Raw genomic sequence first — 23,563 nt, forward strand, 5'->3', positions numbered from 1 at the left:
ATTCTAGTTTACAAAATTAGATTATAGCAACTAGAATATCTATATTTTAAAAGGATTTAATCTTGATTTAAATCTTGTATTAAGCTATAATAAAAACGTAAACTAAAGAACACTGTAAATAAAGGAGTTTCATTTTATGAGTAATTTAATAGAAGGATTTAAAAATGAATTTATTTTGCAAATATTTGAAAATAGATTATACGAAATTAATAGAACTTGTTTCTTTATTTGGAAGGTAGGAGTAAATTTAGCTTTAAGAGTTTCAGATGTTCTAAAAATTACTGTGACTCAAGCTGAATATTTTGTACTTCATGGAGAATATATAAGTAAAGACAAAAAGACAGGAAAAGCTAATAGAGTTAAGTTAAATAAAAATACTATGAAAGCTTTTAAAGAAGCTTTAGAATTAAGAAAAGTTATTAATGTTACTGATAATCCTTATCTTTTTGTTGGCATAGGAAATAGAGCTAAGTCTAATAAATTTTTTATAACAAGGCAAGCTGTTGATAAATATTTTAAACTAGCTGTTTCTGATGAAAATATTAAAATTAATATCGGTACTCATACAATGAGAAAAACATGGGGAAATCTCGCATATTTAAAGGGATATAAGATAGAATTAATTATGAAAAGATTAAATCATTCAAACCAAGCAACTACTTTATTATATTTAGGAATTTCTGATGAAGATATGAATAATGCTGTAGCTGAATTAAATATTTAGAATGGTTTCATAAAATCGATTTGAAAACTATGAAAATAAAAAAATTTACAAATATTAAATTTTCTATATTTTATGTTATAGGTTATTTATATTTAAAAAGACATATGTTCCTCTTGTTTTTTATAAAAATTATAGAAAAGACTACAAGTTTAAAATACACAAAAATGGCTAACTTTAAGAATGAGATAAAACTTAACAAATTAAAAAATCACTTTTAAACTAATCTGAAAAATACTAACAATTTAAATTAAATAGTAATTATATAAATTCTAAACAAATATGCATTATAAAAAACACCCATAATCTACAAAAAGTTGATAAATCAATAAAAAATTGAAGCCATCTTACTAAATCCTTTAAAACTCAAAAATAGACCGTATTCATTCTTGATGAACATTCACTAGAGACTATATTTTAAAATCGATTATAATCGAAATGATGATGTCAAATTTTTAGTACCTTCTAAAAATTCTATATTATTATAAAAAATACTGGTAAAAAATAGATTAAAGATTTACACTAACATAATGCAAATCTTTAATCTATGAATTTTAATGTAAATATTCTCAATTTAAGAAAAAGTTTCTAACTTTGTTAAGAGCTTTTTTTGTATCTTAATTAGAAATCTTATTGTTAGAACAAATAACTTGTAGATTTTCATGATATTACACACTCAATCTAGAAAATCTACAATTACTATTTATACTTCTAAAACTTTATCTCTTTTTTTGATTTTTTCTATAACAGAATACAATCGTAATTTTTTAAAGAGAAATTAAAGTTCAAAACAATGATAATTTTTATATGCTAATATTTTATTATTGAAAATTAAATAAAAAATGATGTTTTCTATTTGGAAAAAATTATGGTATTCAATAAGTGTAAATTTACTAGATTGTTCAGGAAATCGATTCTCAAAATATAGAAGATCTATTTGTGAAGTAAATAAAATATAATCTATATTATTTAAAGTATCTATAAATATCTTATTTGAACGAGTATTTAATATTTCCACTGTCGATTTTTTAAGAATGTGTTTTAAAGACAATTTCAGATTTTTACCTATCCAGTTATTAAGAGAAAAATCAATTATTAAAATATGTTTTTTCAATAATGGAATTTTCTTTTGTAAAATTTGATGGTAAAAAAATAGTGAAATTTTAAAGTAATCATCCTCTAAAAAACTTAAGTTATATTTCAATAAAAAGATTTTAAAAAAAGAAACAATATTTATCGGAATATTAAAATCATTACCAGACGTAGTATAATTACTAAAATTATAAAGTTCAAAATTTTTTTAAAATTTGAACACTCAAGAATACTTATGAAAAGATATTTGTCTACAGAGGAAAATTCAATATCAAAATAAAGTTCTAGCTCATACACTACTTGACTATAATATAAATTTTTTTTAGAGTAAAACTCTTCATGTAAAGTTAAAATTGTAAAAATAATATAGGGAAGATTATCTTTTAATATTTGATGATTTTTCAAAATATTTGTACTATCAACTTTAATACAATAACGAGTATATAATTCTTTTGTTTTAAAAGAGAATTCACTAAGGAAACTTTCAATATTTATATCCTCATTTTCTATATACAAATATATAAGTGTTACTTCAATTGCTTTAAATCCATAAAAATCTAGTTCTAAATTAAGTAATTTTGTTAATTTTTTTGTTAATAAAAATAGCTCATTTTTAAGTTTTTTAGAAATCAAATTATCTAAATATATTTTTAGAATGGGATTTAGAAAATTTTTTGATTTTAAAATATTAATTTCAGACTCAATTATTATTTTAAGTAGTAGCTGAATAAAGAATTTTCGAATATCTTCATTAGATCCAACTAAAAATGTGCCCTTCCATTTAACTTTTGATAAAGATAAATCATATTTTGAAAGTAATGCTGTAATTATTTTAAGATATAGTGATAGGTAATCATTTGAAGTAATCTTTAGATTTTCCCCCACTCCACACCGTACGTGCGACTTTCACCGCATACGGCGTTCCATCAACATAAGAAGTTGACTAAGGCCCATTCCTCCCCCACTTATTATCACAGGTTCATTGGTACTATAACCTCGCTCTCATAGAATTAAAGAAATTTCATTAAAAAATTAATTTATATTCACCAATATAAATACTGTATTCTACTTTCCACGTTCCATATTTTCTATCATAAAATTTACTTAGGTGGTTACTATAAGCCTGTGAACTTTATATTGCTATAGCAATACAGAGATTTTCATAGCGCAGATTTTTACTCATCTCCATTCACCTTAACTAAAAGTTAAGTAAAACATTTCTATTTTAACGTTAATCTAGACTTTTTAATTCGTAACTTCGCCAGCTAAAAGCATCTCACCATATAAATTTGACCTCCGGTCTATCATCATCTCAATCATCTCTGATTCGCATTTCCTCACCATTACATGTTAGGGATAATTCTCAACCGACTTCACCGAGCTTTACACCATTAAATTTAGTTAAATTTAATCGCATATCGGAGTATTAAGGAAAGCATTTCTGGGAATTATTCCATCATTCTACTTTTCGAAAATATAGTTCTCTACTACTTTGATTAATTTTTAAAATCAATTTAGCATGTTATAGCTTTTCACTATAAAACGTGTCACACCTGCACTTAACGTTAGTTTTGTTATGTTTAACGAATTGATTAAATTTGTTGAATCAATTTTTTTTTCAACCATTAGAGTCAAAAGAATATAGGTTTGTCTACATTTTGCTGATAAGTTAAAGGTAGCAAAAATTAATTCAGGATTAAATTCTTTAGAAGTTATTGTTAAAGAAAGAGAAGCTTTGTGTTTACTAATAAATCCTAGATTATTAGTAAGTAAAAAAAGATCAATTCTTTGTAATCCATTTTTAACCTGAGAAGAAGTAAGATTAAGAAAAGTTGAAATTTCTTCAGAAGTTAGAATCTTTTGCCCTAGAAAAGTTTTTAGAATGTCGATATCATTTTTATTTAAGCATGTCATGAATACCTCCTTTAATATTCTACTATTATATACTTGTATAAGATATATATCCATATTCTTTTTTTAAAAATAATAAGGTATAAAAAATAAAAATAAAAAAAATAAAATTTATACATAGAAAAAAATATATCAAACTGATATATTTTAAGGAAGTATTTAATATAAAAATAAATAATAAGACTAATAAAGACTTGGATTTTTTAAACGAAAATTATAATAAACTTTCTTTATTTTTTATAAGAAGAACTTAATAGGTCTATAGCACCAATAAAATTGATAGAAGATCTTTCTTGAAAAAAAGATAATTCATAAAAATATAAAATTGTGTGTAATAAAGATGTATTTTTTCGAACTATAAAACGATAATAAGAGTCTGAATATCTTTCTTGGAGGAAAAATGAGATTATCTTTAGAAAGTAATTATGCTTTAAGAATAGTTCTATATGTATATAAAACTAATGAAATACATTTAACAAGTCATATAGTAGAAAAATGCCAAATTCCTAGAAGTTTAGGTTTTAAAATTATTACAAAACTAGTAAATCAAAAAATTTTCAAATCATTCCCTGGTAGAAATGGTGGAATATTGGCAATAAGAAATCCTGAAAATATCAGTATTTATGATGTGATTGGAGCTGTTGAAAATTTAAGTATAAAGGAATGTTTAGATAACCCAGAAAATTGTGAATGGCGAAATGGAAAGTGTTCGGTGTGCCAAGAAATAAAAAAGGTTAGAAGTATAATGACATTAGAACTAAAAAAAATTAACTTTAAATATTTATTAGAAAAGGGGGAAATTTTATGAAAAATGAAAAAATGATCAAAGGTTGTTTAAAGAAATATGTAACAATAACTCATGGTATATTAGTACTATTTTTAATAACTGGAAACATTAGTTATGGACAGGAATGGATTAATGATAAAATTATAGTAGATGAAAATAGCATTGAAATACCAGAGGAAAGTACTGATATAAAAAATGACGGAACTATTAAAATAAAACATTTAGAAGAAACTGATGTAAGAGTTACGAATAAAGGAAATGGAATGGTTTTAGGACAAAATATAACTGATTCTAAAATAATTAATTCGGGAATTATAGCAGGGAACATAATAACAAGTATAAAAATTGAGGATTTTATAGAACCATCTGCCTCAGGAAATGGAATTTTTATAAAGGGTGAAAATAATAGCCTTGAAAACAAAGGTATTATAACAGGTGAAGGTCAAAGAAATAAAATAAATTCACGGGCATCCCAATTTGAAAGATCTGGAAATGGAGTTTATGCAAAGGTATCTACTATTAACGAATTAAAAAACAGTGGAATAATACAAGGTGATGTAACTACTGGCTATATCGACTCAACTTTGGCAACCTCAGGAAATGGAATTTTTATTGGTTTTGATCCAGTTTATGAGGATCGGGATATGCCTGACGTTAATATCAATAGTATTTATAATGAAGGAATTATTCAAGGAAAAGCAATTACTGATAGTTCAAATACACCAAGCGGAAATGGAATAACAATATCAGGAAAAGTAACAAAGATAGAAACTCTTGAAAATAAAGGTGTCATTCAAGGAGAGGTAACAACAATTGATCCTCGTGATGACTATTTTGATAATTCGGGAAATGGTATACATATTAGTGGTCTTGATGTGACTATTAATAATTTTAATAACTATGGAATTATAACAGGAATAGCAAATAATTCGAAAGGGAGGTCTGTAAATGGATCTATTGATATTAGCGGACAAAATATTTCAATAATAGGTTCTAATTTTGGAACTATAAATTCAAGGGGCGATAACCAAAAATATGCAATTGCCTTCAAATGGCTAGATATGCGGGGAGTACATTTTCCTGATCCTAACGATTTTACTGTAGATACTACCTATAGAAATTTTGGAACTATGGCTGGAGAGAAAGGAATCATTTATTTAGATCGTTATGGGAGACCAGGGGCAATAGATATAAATTTTGAAAATAATGGATTAATTGCAGGAACTGAAGTTTCAAATGATGATGCAAGGACAAATTATACAAATAATGGTGTTGCTATAACATTAGATAATATAGGAAATATAACTAATATTGAAAATGGAAGTGCTGGACTTATCGATGGAAAAACTATTCTTAATGGAAATATTGTTGGAAATGATAGTTCTACTTCTACTCTAGTAACGGGTACAAATTATGATAACTATATAATCAATGGAGCTGGAGTAGATAAAGGTGCACTTGTTGTTGATAAAAATACGGAATTAACAAGTAGTATAATTAACGGATATAATACGGCTGTATATATAGAGTCTGAAAAAACTCTAACTGCAACTGATACTACTTTTAATGGTGGAGGACTAAAAAATGCTGTTGCAGTTATAAAAGGCGACGATGGAAATAATATATTAAATTTACTAGGGAACTCAATAATAAATGGAGCAGTAGATTTAGGGGATGGAACTGATACTTTAACTATAGCAAATACAGTTCAAATAAATGGTAATTTAGATGGTGGAAATGAGCTTGATATTTTAAACTTAGGAGAAATGACTACAACTAAAATAACACCAAATTTAAATATATTACATGATATAAATGGATTTGAAGAAATAAATACAAATGGAAATATAACGTTGTTTGAAACTTCTAAAATTAATTCTGATAATACAAAAGGAGATATTAGTTTAGAAAGTGGAAACTTAACTTTAAGAATAGACCCTACAAAAAAAGACAGCACTGATAAAATAATTGGGCATGCTCTATATAACGAAACGGGAGAGTTAACTGTTAATTCAACTGGTGGAAACTTAGTGCTCGGATTAAATGGAATAGGAGAAAATACTATTGTTGCTATGAATGGTACAATAATTCAAAATTCAATGGACACTCCACACTCTGAAACAGATAAAATAATAACAAATTCATTAGTTCTTGATGCTATTTTACAAGAAGATGGAGATATCAAAATAGGAATATTAGACCGTATTCCTTTACCTCCAAAACCACCGATTAATCCACCAGTAGAACCACCTATTACTCCTCCAACAGTAATAGATTCATTACTTTATGAAAAACTAAATAAAGTATATCAGTCTACAGTAACTGCTGGAGAAATAGGCGCTTTAGCTAACACTACTCTTTTAGAAGATAAAACATACGAAGAATCTCTAGGAGGGTTATTAACGATACTTGACCAAATTTACGCTAATAATCCTTATGCGTATACTTTAAAGTCTTCTAGAGATAGTTTAAAGCTATTTGAAGACAATATGTCTTATCTAACAATCAAACCAAAAGAAAATGAGTGGATAATTCAAGGAAAAGGAATCTATACTGGTGTTAAGAATGATAATGCTTCTTCAGGAAAAAATTACTATGGATTTGACACAGGTCATAGAAACTACAAAACTACGACTAGTACTTCTGGAGGATTAGCTACATTTGAATATGGACTATCAGATAAAACTTCAATAGGTGGAGTAATCGGAGGAAATAATCAAGATATTAACTTCAAGGGATCAAGTAAAATAAAAGGAAACTCCTTATATTTGGGAACGTTTGCAAAAACAGATATTAATAACTTTAAATTAATGGCAGGATTAGGATATCAATATACAGCAGCTGACGCGGATAGATCTGTATCAAATATGTATGACTCGTTTAAGACAAGCGATAAATATGATATCAACTCACTAAATGCTTTTGCTGAAGTAAAATACTCAATCGAAGGAAATGATAACTGGACACTAGAACCAAAGGCTAGATTAAGTTACTACTACATCGAGCAAGACAATGTAAATGAAGGATATACTCCAGGACAATTATCAATAGCGGTAGATAAAGCAAATAGTAATACAGCAGATTTAGAATTAGTAATTGACTTAATCAAAAATGTGTATTTACAACAAGGTAAATTAAAAAATATATTCTCATTTGGGATAATAAATACTATCGGAGACAAATCTAAAGAATTAAATGGATACGTTCTAGGAAATTCAAAAGATGGAAACAAATTTGATATTCAAGGAGTAGAACTACCAAGAACATCAGGAAAAGTAGCATATAACTTAGAATTAGAACAAACAAGTGGAATGATATATACAGCAGGTGTAAGTATGGAATTTGCAAAAGATTATAACAGAAACGCAAGTGCAACAATAGGATTAGGATATAAATTTTAAATATATTATTCAAAAAATAATTTAAATACAAATGCTTCCAAGTGATAAAAACTAAGCTTTCAACGAATAAAATTTATTGGAAGCTGGATTTTACTACTAAATAAACAATAACTGTTTAACTATTACTATTCTTTTAAAATTTCTAACCTTATAAAATGAAACTATCTAAAAAAAGTATTAAACTTAGGAATAATATTGAAGATTATGCTGTAAGAAAGCTTAACTTCTGAGACTATTGGAATAGGATATTGAGCTACTTATAAGGTTATTGTATTTAAAAATTAATTATTAATCTAAATTAACAAAACCAGAAAATCTACTATCGTAGTTTTTCTGGTTAAAAATAAATAACTATTGAACTCTATTAAAAATAATAGCTTCCTCTAATTGATATATAAAATGATAGTAATTTTCAGGATTGAAATTTAAAACAATTGAACTAGTATCAAAATTAGAATTTGTTATTATCAATAAATGTATTTTTTCTTTATGATAACGAATTAATTCTTCTTTGGTATCAAAAATAATTGAACATATTTTAAACTTATGGCGTATTTCCTTTTCTAAAAAATAAATTAACTCTTTATTTAAACTGTCAATATAAATTAAAATATGATTATTTCTGCTCTCTTCTATCTTTCGAATTAAAATAAAATTATGTATAAAAAAAAGAAAGCAATAATTTTCAAAAGGAACACTAACATTGTATATCTCTTTTAAATTTTTTTTAATAAATAAATAAGATTTATTTTGAATATTGTTTTCTGGGTTATTGATATCTAACATATTATTTTTTAGTATTAAAAAATTTAAATTTTTAAAAAAAATTTGTTTTTCTTTCTTATTTAATTTCAGATTTTGAAGTGAATATTCATTACATAATTTAGAAATAAATAATTTATATAAAGTTTCAGAATTATTTTCAAAAGAATTAATAGAAATAAGACTTAATTCTTTGTCACAATAAGTAATCTTATTTCTATCTTCAAAAAAAACAAAATGTTTAAAAAAGTCATTATTTTTACTCGAAAAATCAACTCTTTTAATTTTTTTTATAATTTTATGCGCTATTAAAAAACTAATAATATCCTCATTTATTGTTAAATAATATTTTTTTAATAATTTAATAATTTTAAAACGAGTTTTTTCAAGATTAAAATCTTTTAATAGATTACTAATAGATTCTCTATGAAAATTTGTTAAACATATTTTTGTAAAAAATAAATATAAATTTTTTAATAATAAAAAATATCTGGCTGATAGACTTGAATCCGTAATAAAATATTTATTTTTATTATATTCAAGATTCAAATTATATTTTTTGATATATTGTTTTATAAAAATAATATCAGATTTTATTGTTGTTCTAGAAACATCTAATTTTTTTCGTTCATGTTCCATATTGAAATCATTTTCAATGAGAAGCTGAAAAATTAGATATGAACGTCTTTCCTCTTGAGTTAAACTAGAGTGGCTATTAATTAAATTGATGATTGTTTCTGGAATATTTCCTTTTAAGTCTAAGTAATAATGTTTATTTGATTTTAGTATTTGTAAATAATCTTTAAAGTACTCGTTACAAAAAGTTATGTTTTTATGAACTAAGCGTTGACTAGAAAGAAGAATAAGGCTTAATTCCTGGACTGTATATTCTTTTTCAAGTAATGAAAACAACAATTTTTTTTGACTACTATTAACCATAAAATTCCCCCAATATAAAAACTGTACATAATAGTTCTGAAAAGTCTGAACTATTATGTACATTGATAAAAAGTACCATGTAGAGTATTATATCCTGAATATAGTAACATCTGCAAATAAATAAAAGAGGAAATGGTATATGAATGAAATTATGAAACTAATAAATAGATTTTCTTTATCTGAAACCGATAAAGAAATCTTAAGCCTGAAATTAACTAATAAAAAAATTAATAACATTATAATTCTTCAAAAAAAAGCATATATAAGCTTAGATCAAAGAGAAATGATAATAATACACAATGTATCTAAGGATGCATCAGTAATTTTAGATAAAATAAAAGAAAAATCAAATAAACAATTTATATCCTTTGATACTAAAAGAAGAATCAAAAAAAAAATTAGCTGGTCTAATGAAGACTTAGAATTTTTAAAAGAAAATTATAATAAACTCTCTTTAACCCAATTAAGCGAAATACTGGACAAAAGCTATTATCAGATTCAGCATAAAAAAATATCCTTAAATTTATATCAAGTCAAACCATGGAGTAATCACGAAGTTAGCTTTTTAAAAAAAAATATTAATAAATCTCTTTATTTTTTATCAGAAGAACTTAATAGATCGATAGCAGCAATAAAAGCTAAAAAAAGAACTCTCTTAAATAGTACAGAAAATTGACATTCAATATAAAATGCTATACAATAAAGATATATTTTTTTGAACTAAAAAACGATAGTAAGAGTCTGAATATCTTTGTTGGAGGAAAAATGAAATTATCTTTAGAAAGCGATTATGCTTTAAGAATAGTTTTATATGTATATAAAACTAATGAAATACATTTAACAAGTCATATAGTAGAAAAATGCCAAATTCCTAGAAGTTTAGGTTTTAAAATTATTACAAAACTAGTAAATCAAAAAATTTTAAAATCATTCCCTGGTAGAAATGGTGGAATATTACCAACAAGAGACCCTGCAAATATTAGCATTTATGATGTGATTGGAGTCATTGAAAATCTAACTATAAAGGAATGTTTAGATACCCCAGAAAGTTGTGAATGGCGAAATGGAAAGTGCTCAGTGTGCCAAGAAATAAGGAAGGTTCGAAATACAATGATATTAGAACTAAAGAAAATTAACTTTAAATATTTATTAGAAAGGGAGGAAGTTTTATGATTAATGAAAAAACAATTAAAGGTCGTCTGAAGAAATGTACAACAATAACTCAAGGTATATTAGTATTATTTTTAATAACTGGAGGACTGAATCCAAGCTTTGGAAATGGGATTTCAATAAATAACGATAAAACCATAATGCAACAAATAGAAATACGAACAGAGACAAATATATTCAATAACGGAATAATTAAACCCTCTGATTTATCTGAAGATAGAATTAATTCAGGAAATGGATTAAGTAGATTCCAGTTATCCTCTAATCCAGGAATCGCTGTAACTTTAAAACAAGTAATAAATAATGGGCTTATCGAAGGAGACAAGTCTTTTAAAAATGAAAAAGAAAAACAAATCTTAAATACTGGAAATGCTCTAAGTATATACAATCAAGATTCTGGAAATCAATTCCTTCAAAATATTTTAAAAGTAGAAAATAACGGACAAATGAATGGGAAAGTACATATAGAAGATTATTTAGTAGTCGATAATAAATCTTTATATGGTTCTGGTAATGGAATAAGTAATTATAACAACACAAGTAAAAAAGGGATATCATCAATTGGGGAAATAGTAAATGTAGGAGATATAACAGGTGATGGATCGATTCTTCAATTGGATAACACGACTTCGAATAAAGTTAGTGCTACGGCAGTAGGAAATGGAATTTCAAATTTATCTCACAAATCAACTATTGAAAAAATAAATAATAAAGGAAATATAATAGGAAATGCATTCATAGGAAATAATTCTGGAGAAATTAACTCAGCAATAACCTCATTTGGTATTGGAAATGGAATTTTAAATTATTCACTTGAAAATGGAGATGGGATAATTAATTCTCTTATAAACAATGGAATAATTAAAGGAATTGTAGAAACAAAAGGGAAACAACTAAAATTAATTGGAAGTGGAAACGGAGTTTCGAGCTTTTTCTCAAATTTAGGAAATGTTGAAAATAAAGGTCTTATTATAGGAGATATAAAAAACCAAATATCTCCTACCAAACTGGATATAAATAACTCTGGAAATGGAATAGCTTTCAACAAAAGTGGAACTATAGAAAACTCTGGAGTCATAAGAGGAAAAGAGTATTCTATTAATGGAAATTCAGGAGAAGTCAAAAATTACGGAACATTAATTGGAAAACAAATAGTTTCAAAATCTCTTCTAGAAGAAAATTTAGGAATTCATATTGAATTAGTAGAGCTTCCTAATGGAAATACAGCTATAAATAAAATAATTAATGGAAAAGGTGGAGAAGTTAGATTAAGTGATGGAACTATCAAAACTATATTGAATGGAACCACAAATGGAGACATCTCTACAATAGAAGGAACGTTAGATAAAAATGATAGTTTTATAAATGCTTCTAAATTAACTACAACAGAAAATTTAATAATAAATGGAGCAGGAATATCACATGGGAGTTTAACTGTTGATATTAATGACTTTGAGTTAAAAAATAGTATTATTAATGCTAGTCAAGCAGCTATTACTTTAGAAAAGGATGGGAAAACTACATTGACAGATGTAGTGATTAATAGCTCAAAAACAGATTTAAATGCAATATCTGGTTTTAATACTAATAATGAGTTGAATATAAAGAACAATTCTATTATAAATGGTAATATTAATTTAGGTGCTGGAACTGATACCTTGAGCATTTCTAATACAGTTCAAATAAATGGTAATTTAGATGGTGGAAATGATCTTGATATTTTAAATTTAGGTGAAAAAACTACTTCTAAAGTAGCTTCTAATCTAAACATATTCCATGAAATTAATAATTTTGAAAATATAAGTACAAATGGGGATATAACTTTATTTGAAGTAGCAAAAGTAACTGGTGCTGATGAGATTAATTTAGAAAGTGGTAACTTAATATTAAGAGTGGATCCTACAATAACTTTAGATGGAAAAGTAACAGGACATGCCTTATACGGAAATAATGGTACACTATCTAGTACTGGAGGAAATCTAGTAATAGGTTTAAATGGAATAGGAGCTAATACTACTGTTTCAATGGGTGGAACAACAATAACTTCTGGAACAAATGACTCTTGGTGGAAGGATACAGATCATATAAAAACTAACTCACTAGTGTTAGATGGTAAGTTATCAGATGATGGTAAAGATGTAAACATAACTATAAAAGAGTTTATACCACTAGAACCACCAAAACCAATTCCTCCTATAGATCCACCAATTGATCCGCCAGTGGATCCACCGGTTAATCCACCAGTAGAACCACCAACAGTAATAGATTCGTTACTTTATGAAAAACTAAATAAAGTATATCAGTCTACAGTAACTGCTGGAGAAATAGGCGCTTTAGCTAACACTACTCTTTTAGAAGATAAAACATACGAAGAATCTCTAGGAGGGTTATTAACGATACTTGACCAAATTTACGCTAATAATCCTTATGCGTATACTTTAAAGTCTTCTAGAGATAGTTTAAAGCTATTTGAAGACAATATGTCTTATCTAACAATCAAACCAAAAGAAAATGAGTGGATAATTCAAGGAAAAGGAATCTATACTGGCGTTAAGAATGATAATGCTTCTTCAGGAAAAAATTACTACGGATTTGATACAGGTCATAGAAACTACAAAACTACGACTAGTACTTCTGGAGGATTAGCTACATTTGAATATGGACTATCAGATAAAACTTCAATAGGTGGAGTAATCGGAGGAAATAATCAAGATATTAACTTCAAGGGATCAAGTAAAATAAAAGGAAACTCATTATATTTGGGAACGTTTGCAAAAACAGATATTAATAACTTTAAATTAATGGCAGGATTAGGATATCAATATACAGCAGCTGACGCGGATAGATCTGTATCAAATATGTATGACTCGTTTAAGACAAGCGATAAATATGATATCAACTCACTAAATGCTTTTGCTGAAGTAAAATACTCAATCGAAGGAAATGATAACTGGACACTAGAGCCAAAAGCTAGATTAAGTTACTACTACATCGAGCAAGACAATGTAAATGAAGGATATACTCCAGGACAATTATCAGTAGGAGTAGATAAAGCAAATAGTAATACAGCAGATTTAGAATTAGGAATTGACTTAATCAAAAATGTGTATTTACAACAAGGTAAATTAAAAAATATATTCTCATTTGGGATAATAAATACTATCGGAGACAAATCTAAAGAATTAAATGGATACGTTCTAGGAAATTCAAAAGATGGAAACAAATTTGATATTCAAGGAGTAGAACTACCAAGAACATCAGGAAAAGTAGCATACAACTTAGAATTAGAACAAACAAGTGGAATGATATATACAGCAGGTGTAAGTATGGAATTTGCAAAAGATTATAACAGAAATGCAAGTGCAACAATAGGATTGGGATATAAATTTTAATTAATGCAAAAGGGAGAATTTCAATTGATTAAAAGATTAAAATGTGACGTAACTTTTGGAGAAAGTTTATTATTTATACTAGGATGGACGCTGTTAATTATAATAACATTTGGTTTAGCTTCACCATTTTTTATATTTTCACTGATAAAATTTCTGATTAACAAAACAACTATTGAAGAAATCTACACAACAAATAAATGAAAAAATATCAATATTAATGGTAGTAATATTATTAATTTTACTATTAAAAAGAAGTTAATAATAAAATAATTTTATAACTATCTTGTAATAAAGTTCATTAAAAAATAGATTTCATCCAACAATATTATATATAATAAATAATGTTTTAAATTTGAAAGGAAATTGATGAAAACAAAAAAATATACTTATCCTGCTGTATTCAAAGAAGATAATGGTGATTTTTATATAACTTTCCCTGACTTTCCAGATGCACATATATATGGTAAAAATTTAGAAGAAGCTTTATTTTTAGCAGAAGATTGTTTAGGGTTATACCTTTATTCCTTAAAAATAAAAGGGCTCACTATTCCGAAAGAAAGTAATCCACAAAATATAAAAATTGAATCCACAGATTTTATTCAACTACTAGAAGTATCTATTCCATCTATTATAGGTACTTCTAATAATAGGAACATTAAAAAAAGTATATCCTTATCTAAATGGCTAAACGAATTTCATAAAAAAATTAAATTAATATTTTTATTATGGTTAATTTAAAAAATAATTAAAATTGCTAAAATAATTGTAAAAAGGTATAATAATTAACCGACGATTTTATTACTTTTAAATAAAAATCGTTGGTTTTTTATTTAAAAGTAATAAAATCAGCATGTTTCAAAGGGGTGGCATTTGTGAAAAATGAAAAAATAATTAAAGGTTGTTTAAAGAAATACATAACGATAACTCAAGGTATCTTAGTATTATTTCTAATGACTGGTGGAATCACGTATTCTCTAGATATAGTAAATAATTATGAAAATAGAGAAATTGTAAACTTTAATAATAATCAAAATCAAGATCAGAACATAACTGTAACTAAAGATAATGTTACTGTAAGTAATTTAGGAAGTATAAATACTCAATATCTTGGAGATGCCAAATATAATACTACAACTCAAAGTAATAAAAGTAATACAATTCAAATTAAAGCGGGAATATTAAATTCTAAAATAATTAATAGTGGAATAATTTCTACAGAAACAATATTAGATAAAGGAAAGTATAGCTCTAAAATTGCAGATGCGAAAATAAATACAGTTGGAAATAGTATTTATGGTGATGCTACAATTAATAATGAAGGATTTATTAGTAGTAATGGGACTTTAAATGCCGGAGATGTTGATTCTTCAGAAGTTTATGCTTCTGGTTGGGCTACAAATTCATTAAATGGAGTAAGAAATAGTGTTGAAAAAATAAATAAAGGTAAAATAATAGGAAATGGAAATATTAATGGTGGAAATGCCATAAGTAAGGGTGGTTCCGGTGCTACAGCTGCAGCTGTAGCACCGGAAGAAAGTGCAAACGGAATTTATGGTAATGGAAATATTATTAATGATGGAATTATTAGTGGAAAGATTTTTCTTGTTGGTGGAAATGCATTAAGTTATGGGTCACAAGCTGTGGCACAAGCATATGCAAGAAGAAGTGGAAATGGTATTGTTGGAAATGGTGAAATTATCAATCATGGGACTATCTCAGGATACTCTAATTTAGTAGCAGGAAAATTTGATGGGAGAAATGGAACAGAAAAAGGTACCGATTATTCAAAAGTAGATTTTTCAGGAAATGGTATCTCATTTAAAGGAGATATATCAAACAATATAACAAATAGCGGAGTTATAAAGGGATCAGAAAGTGCAATAGCTGCAAACTCAATAACTGGTACGGTTAATAATTATGGAATTTTATCAGGAAGAGAAATTTTTGGAGATGGACTAGAAACAATAAAAAATGATTCAACACAAACTCAAAAAGATTTAATGGCTATATCACCAACTATAGAAAATAATTACGGTGTCTATATTAAACTAAATAACGATGAGAACAGAACAATAGCATCAATAACAAATGGAATTGGTGGGATGCAAAATGTAAATGGAATTATTAAAACTATAGTTAATGGGCAGAAATATGATAATTTAGGAAATGAAACAGATGTAGATAATTTATCAGTAGATAGTTATACAATCGCTGATAAAAATGAGTATAACAATTATATATTCAACGGTGCTGGAATTAGTCATGGATCATTACATATAAACTCTGGAAATGATGTAGTTATCACTGATAGTGTTTTAAATGGAGCATCAGCTGCTCTTTCTGTGGATGCAAATAGCACTATAACTTTAACCAACACTATTTTAAATGGTGGAGGATTAAAAGGAAATAATAAAGTTATTTCAGGATTTAATGGGGATAAAACTATTAATATTAATGGAACTTCCGTAATAAATGGAAATATTTCAATGGGAGTAGGAAACGATGCACTATCAATATCTAATGATACTTTTATCAATGGTAATTTAGATGGTGGAGTAGGAACTGATATTTTAAATTTAGGTGAAAAAACTACCTCTAAAGTAGCTTCTAATCTAAACATATTCCATGAAATTAATAATTTTGAAAATATAAGTACAAATGGGGATATAACTTTATTTGAAGTAGCAAAAGTAACTGGTGCTGATGAGATTAATTTAGAAAGTGGTAACTTAATATTAAGAGTGGATCCTACAATAACTTTAGATGGAAAAGTAACAGGACATGCCTTATACGGAAATAATGGTACACTATCTAGTACTGGAGGAAATCTAGTAATAGGTTTAAATGGAATAGGAGCTAATACTACTGTTTCAATGGGTGGAACAACAATAACTTCTGGAACAAATGACTCTTGGTGGAAGGATACAGATCATATAAAAACTAACTCACTAGTGTTAGATGGTAAGTTATCAGATGATGGTAAAGATGTAAACATAACTATAAAAGAGTTTATACCACTAGAACCACCAAAACCAATTCCTCCTATAGATCCACCAATTGATCCGCCAGTGGATCCACCGGTTAATCCACCAGTAGAACCACCAACAGTAATAGATTCGTTACTTTATGAAAAACTAAATAAAGTATATCAGTCTACAGTAACTGCTGGAGAAATAGGCGCTTTAGCTAACACTACTCTTTTAGAAGATAAAACATACGAAGAATCTCTAGGAGGGTTATTAACGATACTTGACCAAATTTACGCTAATAATCCTTATGCGTATACTTTAAAGTCTTCTAGAGATAGTTTAAAGCTATTTGAAGACAATATGTCTTATCTAACAATCAAACCAAAAGAAAATGAGTGGATAATTCAAGGAAAAGGAATCTATACTGGCGTTAAGAATGATAATGCTTCTTCAGGAAAAAATTACTACGGATTTGATACAGGTCATAGAAACTACAAAACTACGACTAGTACTTCTGGAGGATTAGCTACATTTGAATATGGACTATCAGATAAAACTTCAATAGGTGGAGTAATCGGAGGAAATAATCAAGATATTAACTTCAAGGGATCAAGTAAAATAAAAGGAAACTCATTATATTTGGGAACGTTTGCAAAAACAGATATTAATAACTTTAAATTAATGGCAGGATTAGGATACCAATATACAGCAGCTGACGCGGATAGATCTGTATCAAATATGTATGACTCGTTTAAGACAAGCGATAAATATGATATCAACTCACTAAATGCTTTTGCTGAAGTAAAATACTCAATCGAAGGAAATGATAACTGGACACTAGAACCAAAGGCTAGATTAAGTTACTACTACATCGAGCAAGACAATGTAAATGAAGGATATACTCCAGGACAATTATCAATAGCGGTAGATAAAGCAAATAGTAATACAGCAGATTTAGAATTAGTAATTGACTTAATCAAAAATGTGTATTTACAACAAGGTAAATTAAAAAATATATTCTCATTTGGGATAATAAATACTATCGGAGACAAATCTAAAGAATTAAATGGATACGTTCTAGGAAATTCAAAAGATGGAAACAAATTTGATATTCAAGGAGTAGAACTACCAAGAACATCAGGAAAAGTAGCATATAACTTAGAATTAGAACAAACAAGTGGAATGATATATACAGCAGGTGTAAGTATGGAATTTGCAAAAGATTATAACAGAAACGCAAGTGCAACAATAGGATTAGGATATAAATTTAATTCAATATCAGACTTAATTCCTAGCCAAACTCAAAAGACAAAAATAGAGAAAATTAATATAATAAAAATTGATTCTAATGTAACTTTTGATTTTGATAGTTCAAATTTAAAAGTAAATCAAAGAGAAGAATTAAAAAAAATATCAGAAAATTTAAGTAAAGAGTCTGTAAAAGGACAAATAAAAATAGTAGGACATACAGATAATATAGGTTCTAAAGATTATAACCAAAAACTTTCAGAAAAAAGAGCTAAAGTAGTAGCAACAAAGCTTAAATCTAATATGAAGCTAGAAAATATCCAGTATGACATTAAAGGGGAAGGAGAAACTAAACCTTTAAATTCAAATTCAACTAAAAAAGAAAGATCAGAAAATAGAAGAGTGGAAGTAATATTTTCTAATGAAAACTAATTAATATTATAAAAATCATTTATAATATTAGGTAACAAATCTATAATAATGTAAAAGGAGGTTTGAGTATGATTAAAAGATTAAGATGTGATGTAACTTTTGGAGATAGTCTATTATTTATATTAGGATGGACACTACTAATTATAATAACATTTGGTTTAGCTTCACCATTTTTTATATTTTCACTAATAAAATTTATGATTAATAAAACAACTATTGAAGAACTATAGGAGAGAAAAATGAAAAAAATAATAATATTAATGTTAATGGCATCATCACTTTTGTTAGCTAAAGGAAGTAATGATATTCTTGAGGATAGAATTGAAAATGAATTAGTAACTAGAAAAATAATCCAACTATCTAATTACAAAATTGATTATGATGTTGATGCATCTACTAACCAAATAAATATAGAAGTTGAGTTTGAAGGAATGAAAGAACCTAAAGTAAATTTTGATGATATTACTTCAAAATTACTTAAAGTATCAGAAGAAATAGCCCCAGAAATAAATGATATCTACATTATAATAAAATATGATCCAATGATTGGAGAGGATAAAGTTTTGTTTTCAAAATCATATAGAAGATAGAAAGATAATATAGTAATAAAAAAGAGGATTAATTAATCCTCTTTTTTATTACTATATTATCTCTTATATATTTTGTTTTGGAACAAATGAACTATGTAACTCTTGTTCTAATCCTTCAGTTATTTTTTTAAAAATTCTAAACTTAGATTTAAAGTTCCTTTTTCCACTCCACTTATTCGTGACCGGTCAGATTCTATATTTTTAGCCAACTCAATTTGTGTTAGCCTCTTTTCTGTTCTAGCTTTAATCATAGCTGAAATTATCTCATACTCAGGGGTTAATTTACCATACTCTATCTTTATTTCTGGATTTTGTATTGTTCATTAAAAAAATCATTAAATTTCATTTAAAAACCTCCCAATACAATCTTCTTTATATTTTGTTGCCTTTTCCAGTTCACTTTTTGGAGTTCTTTGAGTTTTTTACAAATCTATTTGTTAACATTATATTTTCTTTTGTAAAAAATAAAAGATTCTAGAAATATTAATTTGGATTTTTTTTACTATACTCCATCTTTCATATACTTAACATGAGGTTCTTCCAAATGTTTGTATTAAATTGCTTTTAATGATTTAGCTCTCATTTTAACATCCAGATCTGTCAAAAAATCTTTAACTGGAATTTTTCCGTTGTCTTTTATATAAAAATCAACTTGAAACACAAAATCACTTTTTTACATAAAAAAAATATCATATATAACATATAACCAAATAAAATAATATCTTTTGAAAAATTCTTCACCATCTGTGTATAATATATATGTGAACTAGATATCTAGAAAGAAAGTTGTGGGGGAAAAATTTACTAAAAGAATTTTTAATAAAAATACTAAAATTTATAGATTCAAAATTAGAAAAATGCAATCTAAAACTTGAGTTAAGAGAATTTAAAGATCTATATAAATAAATTTAGCGTTTTAAAAATAAATAAAACGTTAAATAGATGAAATGATAAAATATTTCAATCAAAATATAAAGGGAGAAAAAATGATATTTGAAGTTAAATTAAATCAAAAAAAAAAGCTAGAATTTGAAACACTAAATTTTATGGATATAAAAAGATTTGGAGAAGTAATTGGATTGAGTCACAATAATCAAGCAAATGAAAAACATCTAGAGGAAATACTCTCTTCAATGATAGGAGAAAGTATATTTCAAGACTATTTAGTTTTTGGTAGAGAAAGAAGATACCAAAAGGAAGCTGATATATTTGCAATAAACGAAGACGGAGATTTAGTAATTTTTGAGTTAAAAGTCAACGGTCAATATGACAGAAGTAAGTTATTACAAATAATGGATTACGCTGCAATTTTTTCAAAGTGGGGATATAAAGAAATACATGAACATTATCAAAAGTCTAATAAAACAACTGATGAATTTTATCAAAAATTTAAAGATAAATTTCCAGATGGAATATCAAAAAATAAATTTAATAGAAGACAAAAGATGATTATTATTTCTAACTCTTCTGAAAAATCTATATCTTCAGCTGTTGAATATTGGAAAAGACAAGGTATAGAAATTGAAGAATATTTTTATAGATTTTATAAAATTGATAACCAATTTTTATTTGAAATAACCACAGACAACTTTGCACCTGAAGATTCTCAAAATGCTTGGATTAATACCAATTTAAAATATGACAAAGATGCCTATAAAGATATGATTAAAAATCATAAGGCCTCAGCTTATGGGGATAGAGCTAATACAATTACAGATAATATGAAAAATGGATATATTTTTTTATATCATAATGGATGTGGAATAATAGGAGCAGGGATTGGTACAAATCAAATTATAAATCAAGTTACCAACGGAGAAGAAGAAAAATATATTAAATTAAAAAATTTTATACATGGATGTAATGATGATGGAAAAATAATAAAATATATTAATCCAAAAGAATTAAAAAAATTATTAGATCAAGATTTTTATTTTGCTAATACTAAAATATCATTGGACAAATTAAAATCTGAAAAATTATATGAAAAATGTCTAAATATCTTTCAATAAATAAATTATGGATAATAGAAACATCGTTTTAATCTAACCATAGTGGGATATGTGTTTTTAAACCTTAAAAACATAAAAGGTTCCTCAAAATAAAATTGAGGAGCCTTTTTATTTTATGAAAAATTACAATTATTATTTATATTCTTCCGTTAATTCTGTAAATATAAAATAACCCTAAAGCTACTATAATAAAAATTATTCTACTTACCCATGTTTCAGCCATCAATATACCTGTAACATGTTGAAAATAATCTAGTAAAGCCCAAAATACAAATACACCCAATACAAAAAAGAAATAAAGTACTATATATGCTAAGTTAAATTTTGTAAGACTGTTATAATTATACAAAAGTGTTATAATTTCTAAAATAAAAGCTAATAAAAAATATTTATAAAATATTTTTTTAAAATCAATTTTCATTAAATCCCCCTTACTTTATATCTGTATTTTTCGGCATTATTATATTATTTATTGTAGGATAGATTTTTTCTCTTTTTTCTAATTCAGATTTGAATCCCTCTTTTGTTGCATATATATCAAGCCCCATATCTTTAGTAAATTGCACTGTTGATTTCAATGGTGTTAATCCTATATATTTTGTTGGTTGCAACTCTCTACCAAAACGACTAACTTTTACATTTTTAATTTTAATCGTAAATAAAATTCCTTCTCCTTTTATATTTTTTAACGCTTTATATCCGTTTATAACTTTTCCACCTAAATCAAAAGCAGAAAACGCAAGGTTTCCAATATTATATATATCTTCTCCTAAGGTCTCGCTAATTTTTACATCTTGAATAGTATTTTCTATTGTAGTCTTTAGAAGATTTCCTAAAGGCTTATAAAACCAATCTCTGGTCATGTTAAAACTTCCCATCTTATCTGGGGTGCCTTTAGCTACAAAATAAATATCTGCTACAAACTCAGTTATCATACCTGTCGTATGTGCTATCAATATAAACGATACTGATAAAGGATTATGTTTTATAGTTTGACTAATTCCAATTGTTGCCGCTAAGTTACTGGTACTCATTAGAGTTTTACTCCAGTCCATAGGTAAAATAATTAATTCGTTAGATACATCTTTAATTTCAATATTTCCAACATAAGAACTTAAACTATCGGCTCCTGTTTCTCCTCTGCCATCTAAAGGTTGTAATTTATATTGTCTTATAACTACATAGAACATATGTTTTCCCTTATTAAAAAACTCTATATAATCAGCTACAAATCCGTTAAATACATATTCTCTAATAACATGGCCACTTCTGACAATTTTTATATTAATTCTTTTTAACCATTCTATTTTATCCCCATTCGTTCTGCACCATTTATTTAATTTTAATATATTTTCACCGTTTATATCGTCCGCATGTCGAATATATCCCTTTATAGCAAAAATTCCATGCTTTAAAAATATCTTAATATCTTCTATGTCTATTTGTTCAAATGAAATTGTATCATTTTTAAAAAGTGAATTGATTGTTATTTGTGTTTTTGCGGTCTCATCTTCATAATTATAAATTTCAATAGTCTTATTTTTCATACCGAGACTCCTAAGTTTGTTTTTCTATATTTTATCTAAAAAAATATAGAATCGGCAATATAAATTTTAACTCATAATTTTGGAATCATAAAATCGTTTTTAAGGTCTTTGTAAAAATATTTACAACCAAATATATATATAATGAAAAAAGAGGATTATTAGTCCTCTTTTTTTATTCAGTTTTCTTAATTGTTATAGCCCCTATTTCTTCATCAAAAAAATATCAAGCTCCATTTCTTCTTTGGACAATCCCATCTTACGAATCCAAGATACAGGAAGAGTAACTCTTATTGTATCGCTTCCACCACTTTTTGACCATAAAATTTTAGCTTTTCTTTCATCCATATTAACCACCTACTGACTTTTTGATATATTTTAGTATAATTAATTTAATAACAAGGATTTATCAATTCTTACAAATTTAGAGGGAAGTGTATTTCTCTATTTTTTTGTGAAAAAATTTGACTAAAAATCCACCAAAATTATTCTCTAGTGGTTGATTAGATTTTAATTTTAAAATATTTCTAACAAAGGGGCTTATTACATTTACTATCAAACATAAAACTAAAAAAAGACAATTAATAAAATAT

General features: G+C 26.3%; 20 protein-coding genes. 12 read left to right on the forward strand and 8 right to left on the reverse strand.

Annotated elements, in window-relative coordinates:
- Positions 1-136 precede the first annotated feature (136 nt).
- A complete protein-coding gene (locus H3N56_RS10875) occupies positions 137-724 on the forward strand; it encodes a tyrosine-type recombinase/integrase (protein ID WP_185881219.1) in 588 nt (195 codons plus the stop codon).
- A 775-nt stretch (positions 725-1,499) separates the two neighbouring features.
- Here the strand turns inward: H3N56_RS10875 and H3N56_RS10880 are convergent.
- The 3 genes from H3N56_RS10880 to H3N56_RS10890 all read right to left on the reverse strand — a co-directional run bounded on the left by H3N56_RS10880 (position 1,500) and on the right by H3N56_RS10890 (position 3,727).
- Positions 1,500-1,835 (reverse strand): hypothetical protein, encoded by a 336-nt coding sequence (locus H3N56_RS10880; RefSeq protein ID WP_185881220.1) that lies wholly within the window; start codon positions 1,833-1,835, stop codon positions 1,500-1,502.
- Between the two features lie 119 nt (positions 1,836-1,954).
- A complete protein-coding gene (locus H3N56_RS10885) occupies positions 1,955-2,698 on the reverse strand; it encodes a hypothetical protein (protein WP_185881362.1) in 744 nt (247 codons plus the stop codon).
- A gap of 624 nt (positions 2,699-3,322) precedes the next feature.
- Positions 3,323-3,727, reverse strand: coding sequence for a hypothetical protein (locus H3N56_RS10890; protein WP_185881221.1), 405 nt, complete (start codon positions 3,725-3,727; stop codon positions 3,323-3,325).
- Between the two features lie 397 nt (positions 3,728-4,124).
- Here H3N56_RS10890 and H3N56_RS10895 point away from each other — a divergent pair, with 397 nt between their 5' ends.
- Positions 4,125-4,532 carry an Rrf2 family transcriptional regulator gene (locus H3N56_RS10895; RefSeq protein ID WP_185881222.1) on the forward strand — a complete coding sequence of 136 codons (408 nt, stop codon included), beginning with the start codon at positions 4,125-4,127 and terminating at the stop codon, positions 4,530-4,532.
- Positions 4,529-7,912, forward strand: a complete 3,384-nt coding sequence (locus H3N56_RS10900; RefSeq protein WP_185881223.1) for an autotransporter domain-containing protein — start codon at positions 4,529-4,531, stop codon at positions 7,910-7,912. Before H3N56_RS10895 ends, H3N56_RS10900 begins: the two co-directional genes overlap by 4 nt.
- A gap of 351 nt (positions 7,913-8,263) precedes the next feature.
- On the opposite strand, the gene H3N56_RS10905 is transcribed toward H3N56_RS10900, so the two are convergent.
- Positions 8,264-9,613, reverse strand: coding sequence for a helix-turn-helix domain-containing protein (locus tag H3N56_RS10905; RefSeq protein ID WP_185881224.1), 1,350 nt, complete (start codon positions 9,611-9,613; stop codon positions 8,264-8,266).
- A 139-nt stretch (positions 9,614-9,752) separates the two neighbouring features.
- On the opposite strand from H3N56_RS10905, the gene H3N56_RS10910 reads away from it, so the two are divergent.
- The 8 genes from H3N56_RS10910 (at position 9,753) to H3N56_RS10945 (ending at position 19,414) form a co-directional block, all read left to right on the forward strand.
- Positions 9,753-10,289: a hypothetical protein gene (locus H3N56_RS10910; protein WP_185881225.1), complete on the forward strand. Its 537-nt coding sequence runs from the start codon at positions 9,753-9,755 to the stop codon at positions 10,287-10,289.
- 89 nt (positions 10,290-10,378) lie between these two features.
- Positions 10,379-10,786, forward strand: coding sequence for an Rrf2 family transcriptional regulator (locus H3N56_RS10915; protein ID WP_185881226.1), 408 nt, complete (start codon positions 10,379-10,381; stop codon positions 10,784-10,786).
- Positions 10,783-14,175, forward strand: a complete 3,393-nt coding sequence (locus tag H3N56_RS10920) for an autotransporter outer membrane beta-barrel domain-containing protein (protein ID WP_185881227.1) — start codon at positions 10,783-10,785, stop codon at positions 14,173-14,175. Before H3N56_RS10915 ends, H3N56_RS10920 begins: the two co-directional genes overlap by 4 nt.
- Before the next feature lie 24 nt (positions 14,176-14,199).
- Complete coding sequence (locus H3N56_RS10925; RefSeq protein ID WP_185881228.1) at positions 14,200-14,376, forward strand: hypothetical protein; 177 nt, start codon at positions 14,200-14,202, stop codon at positions 14,374-14,376.
- A 165-nt stretch (positions 14,377-14,541) separates the two neighbouring features.
- A complete protein-coding gene (locus H3N56_RS10930) occupies positions 14,542-14,913 on the forward strand; it encodes a type II toxin-antitoxin system HicB family antitoxin (RefSeq protein ID WP_185881229.1) in 372 nt (123 codons plus the stop codon).
- A 134-nt stretch (positions 14,914-15,047) separates the two neighbouring features.
- Positions 15,048-18,824 carry an autotransporter domain-containing protein gene (locus H3N56_RS13540; protein ID WP_185881230.1) on the forward strand — a complete coding sequence of 1,259 codons (3,777 nt, stop codon included), beginning with the start codon at positions 15,048-15,050 and terminating at the stop codon, positions 18,822-18,824.
- 68 nt (positions 18,825-18,892) lie between these two features.
- Positions 18,893-19,054 carry a DUF898 family protein gene (locus H3N56_RS10940; RefSeq protein WP_185881231.1) on the forward strand — a complete coding sequence of 54 codons (162 nt, stop codon included), beginning with the start codon at positions 18,893-18,895 and terminating at the stop codon, positions 19,052-19,054.
- A gap of 9 nt (positions 19,055-19,063) precedes the next feature.
- Positions 19,064-19,414, forward strand: a complete 351-nt coding sequence (locus tag H3N56_RS10945; protein WP_185881232.1) for a hypothetical protein — start codon at positions 19,064-19,066, stop codon at positions 19,412-19,414.
- A 119-nt stretch (positions 19,415-19,533) separates the two neighbouring features.
- Here H3N56_RS10945 and H3N56_RS13545 read toward each other — a convergent pair whose 3' ends face one another.
- Positions 19,534-19,665 carry a helix-turn-helix transcriptional regulator gene (locus H3N56_RS13545; protein WP_185881233.1) on the reverse strand — a complete coding sequence of 44 codons (132 nt, stop codon included), beginning with the start codon at positions 19,663-19,665 and terminating at the stop codon, positions 19,534-19,536.
- A gap of 735 nt (positions 19,666-20,400) precedes the next feature.
- On the opposite strand from H3N56_RS13545, the gene H3N56_RS10955 reads away from it, so the two are divergent.
- Positions 20,401-21,426, forward strand: a complete 1,026-nt coding sequence (locus H3N56_RS10955) for a hypothetical protein (RefSeq protein ID WP_185881234.1) — start codon at positions 20,401-20,403, stop codon at positions 21,424-21,426.
- A 136-nt stretch (positions 21,427-21,562) separates the two neighbouring features.
- On the opposite strand, the gene H3N56_RS10960 is transcribed toward H3N56_RS10955, so the two are convergent.
- The 3 genes from H3N56_RS10960 to H3N56_RS10970 form a co-directional block, all read right to left on the reverse strand.
- Positions 21,563-21,847, reverse strand: coding sequence for a hypothetical protein (locus tag H3N56_RS10960; RefSeq protein WP_185881235.1), 285 nt, complete (start codon positions 21,845-21,847; stop codon positions 21,563-21,565).
- A 10-nt stretch (positions 21,848-21,857) separates the two neighbouring features.
- A complete protein-coding gene (locus H3N56_RS10965) occupies positions 21,858-22,973 on the reverse strand; it encodes a hypothetical protein (protein WP_185881236.1) in 1,116 nt (371 codons plus the stop codon).
- Positions 22,974-23,174: 201 nt separating this feature from the next.
- On the reverse strand, positions 23,175-23,318 hold the full coding sequence (locus H3N56_RS10970; protein WP_185881237.1) for an AbrB/MazE/SpoVT family DNA-binding domain-containing protein: 144 nt from the start codon (positions 23,316-23,318) through the stop codon (positions 23,175-23,177).
- Positions 23,319-23,563: the final 245 nt, after the last annotated feature.

This window comes from Cetobacterium sp. 2A (genome assembly GCF_014250685.1).
GTDB lineage: Bacteria > Fusobacteriota > Fusobacteriia > Fusobacteriales > Fusobacteriaceae > Cetobacterium.

Coding starts and splice junctions, on each gene's coding strand:
- H3N56_RS10915 (WP_185881226.1), top strand. CDS start 10,379: ATGAAATTATCTTTAGAAAGCGATTATGCTTTAAGAATAGTTTTATAT.
- H3N56_RS10895 (WP_185881222.1), top strand. CDS start 4,125: ATGAGATTATCTTTAGAAAGTAATTATGCTTTAAGAATAGTTCTATAT.
- H3N56_RS10930 (WP_185881229.1), top strand. CDS start 14,542: ATGAAAACAAAAAAATATACTTATCCTGCTGTATTCAAAGAAGATAAT.
- H3N56_RS10890 (WP_185881221.1), bottom strand. CDS start 3,727: ATGACATGCTTAAATAAAAATGATATCGACATTCTAAAAACTTTTCTA.
- H3N56_RS10960 (WP_185881235.1), bottom strand. CDS start 21,847: ATGAAAATTGATTTTAAAAAAATATTTTATAAATATTTTTTATTAGCT.
- H3N56_RS10940 (WP_185881231.1), top strand. CDS start 18,893: ATGATTAAAAGATTAAGATGTGATGTAACTTTTGGAGATAGTCTATTA.
- H3N56_RS10910 (WP_185881225.1), top strand. CDS start 9,753: ATGAATGAAATTATGAAACTAATAAATAGATTTTCTTTATCTGAAACC.
- H3N56_RS10955 (WP_185881234.1), top strand. CDS start 20,401: ATGATATTTGAAGTTAAATTAAATCAAAAAAAAAAGCTAGAATTTGAA.
- H3N56_RS10970 (WP_185881237.1), bottom strand. CDS start 23,318: ATGGATGAAAGAAAAGCTAAAATTTTATGGTCAAAAAGTGGTGGAAGC.
- H3N56_RS10920 (WP_185881227.1), top strand. CDS start 10,783: ATGATTAATGAAAAAACAATTAAAGGTCGTCTGAAGAAATGTACAACA.
- H3N56_RS10905 (WP_185881224.1), bottom strand. CDS start 9,613: ATGGTTAATAGTAGTCAAAAAAAATTGTTGTTTTCATTACTTGAAAAA.
- H3N56_RS10965 (WP_185881236.1), bottom strand. CDS start 22,973: ATGAAAAATAAGACTATTGAAATTTATAATTATGAAGATGAGACCGCA.
- H3N56_RS10900 (WP_185881223.1), top strand. CDS start 4,529: ATGAAAAATGAAAAAATGATCAAAGGTTGTTTAAAGAAATATGTAACA.
- H3N56_RS13545 (WP_185881233.1), bottom strand. CDS start 19,665: ATGATTAAAGCTAGAACAGAAAAGAGGCTAACACAAATTGAGTTGGCT.
- H3N56_RS10875 (WP_185881219.1), top strand. CDS start 137: ATGAGTAATTTAATAGAAGGATTTAAAAATGAATTTATTTTGCAAATA.
- H3N56_RS10945 (WP_185881232.1), top strand. CDS start 19,064: ATGAAAAAAATAATAATATTAATGTTAATGGCATCATCACTTTTGTTA.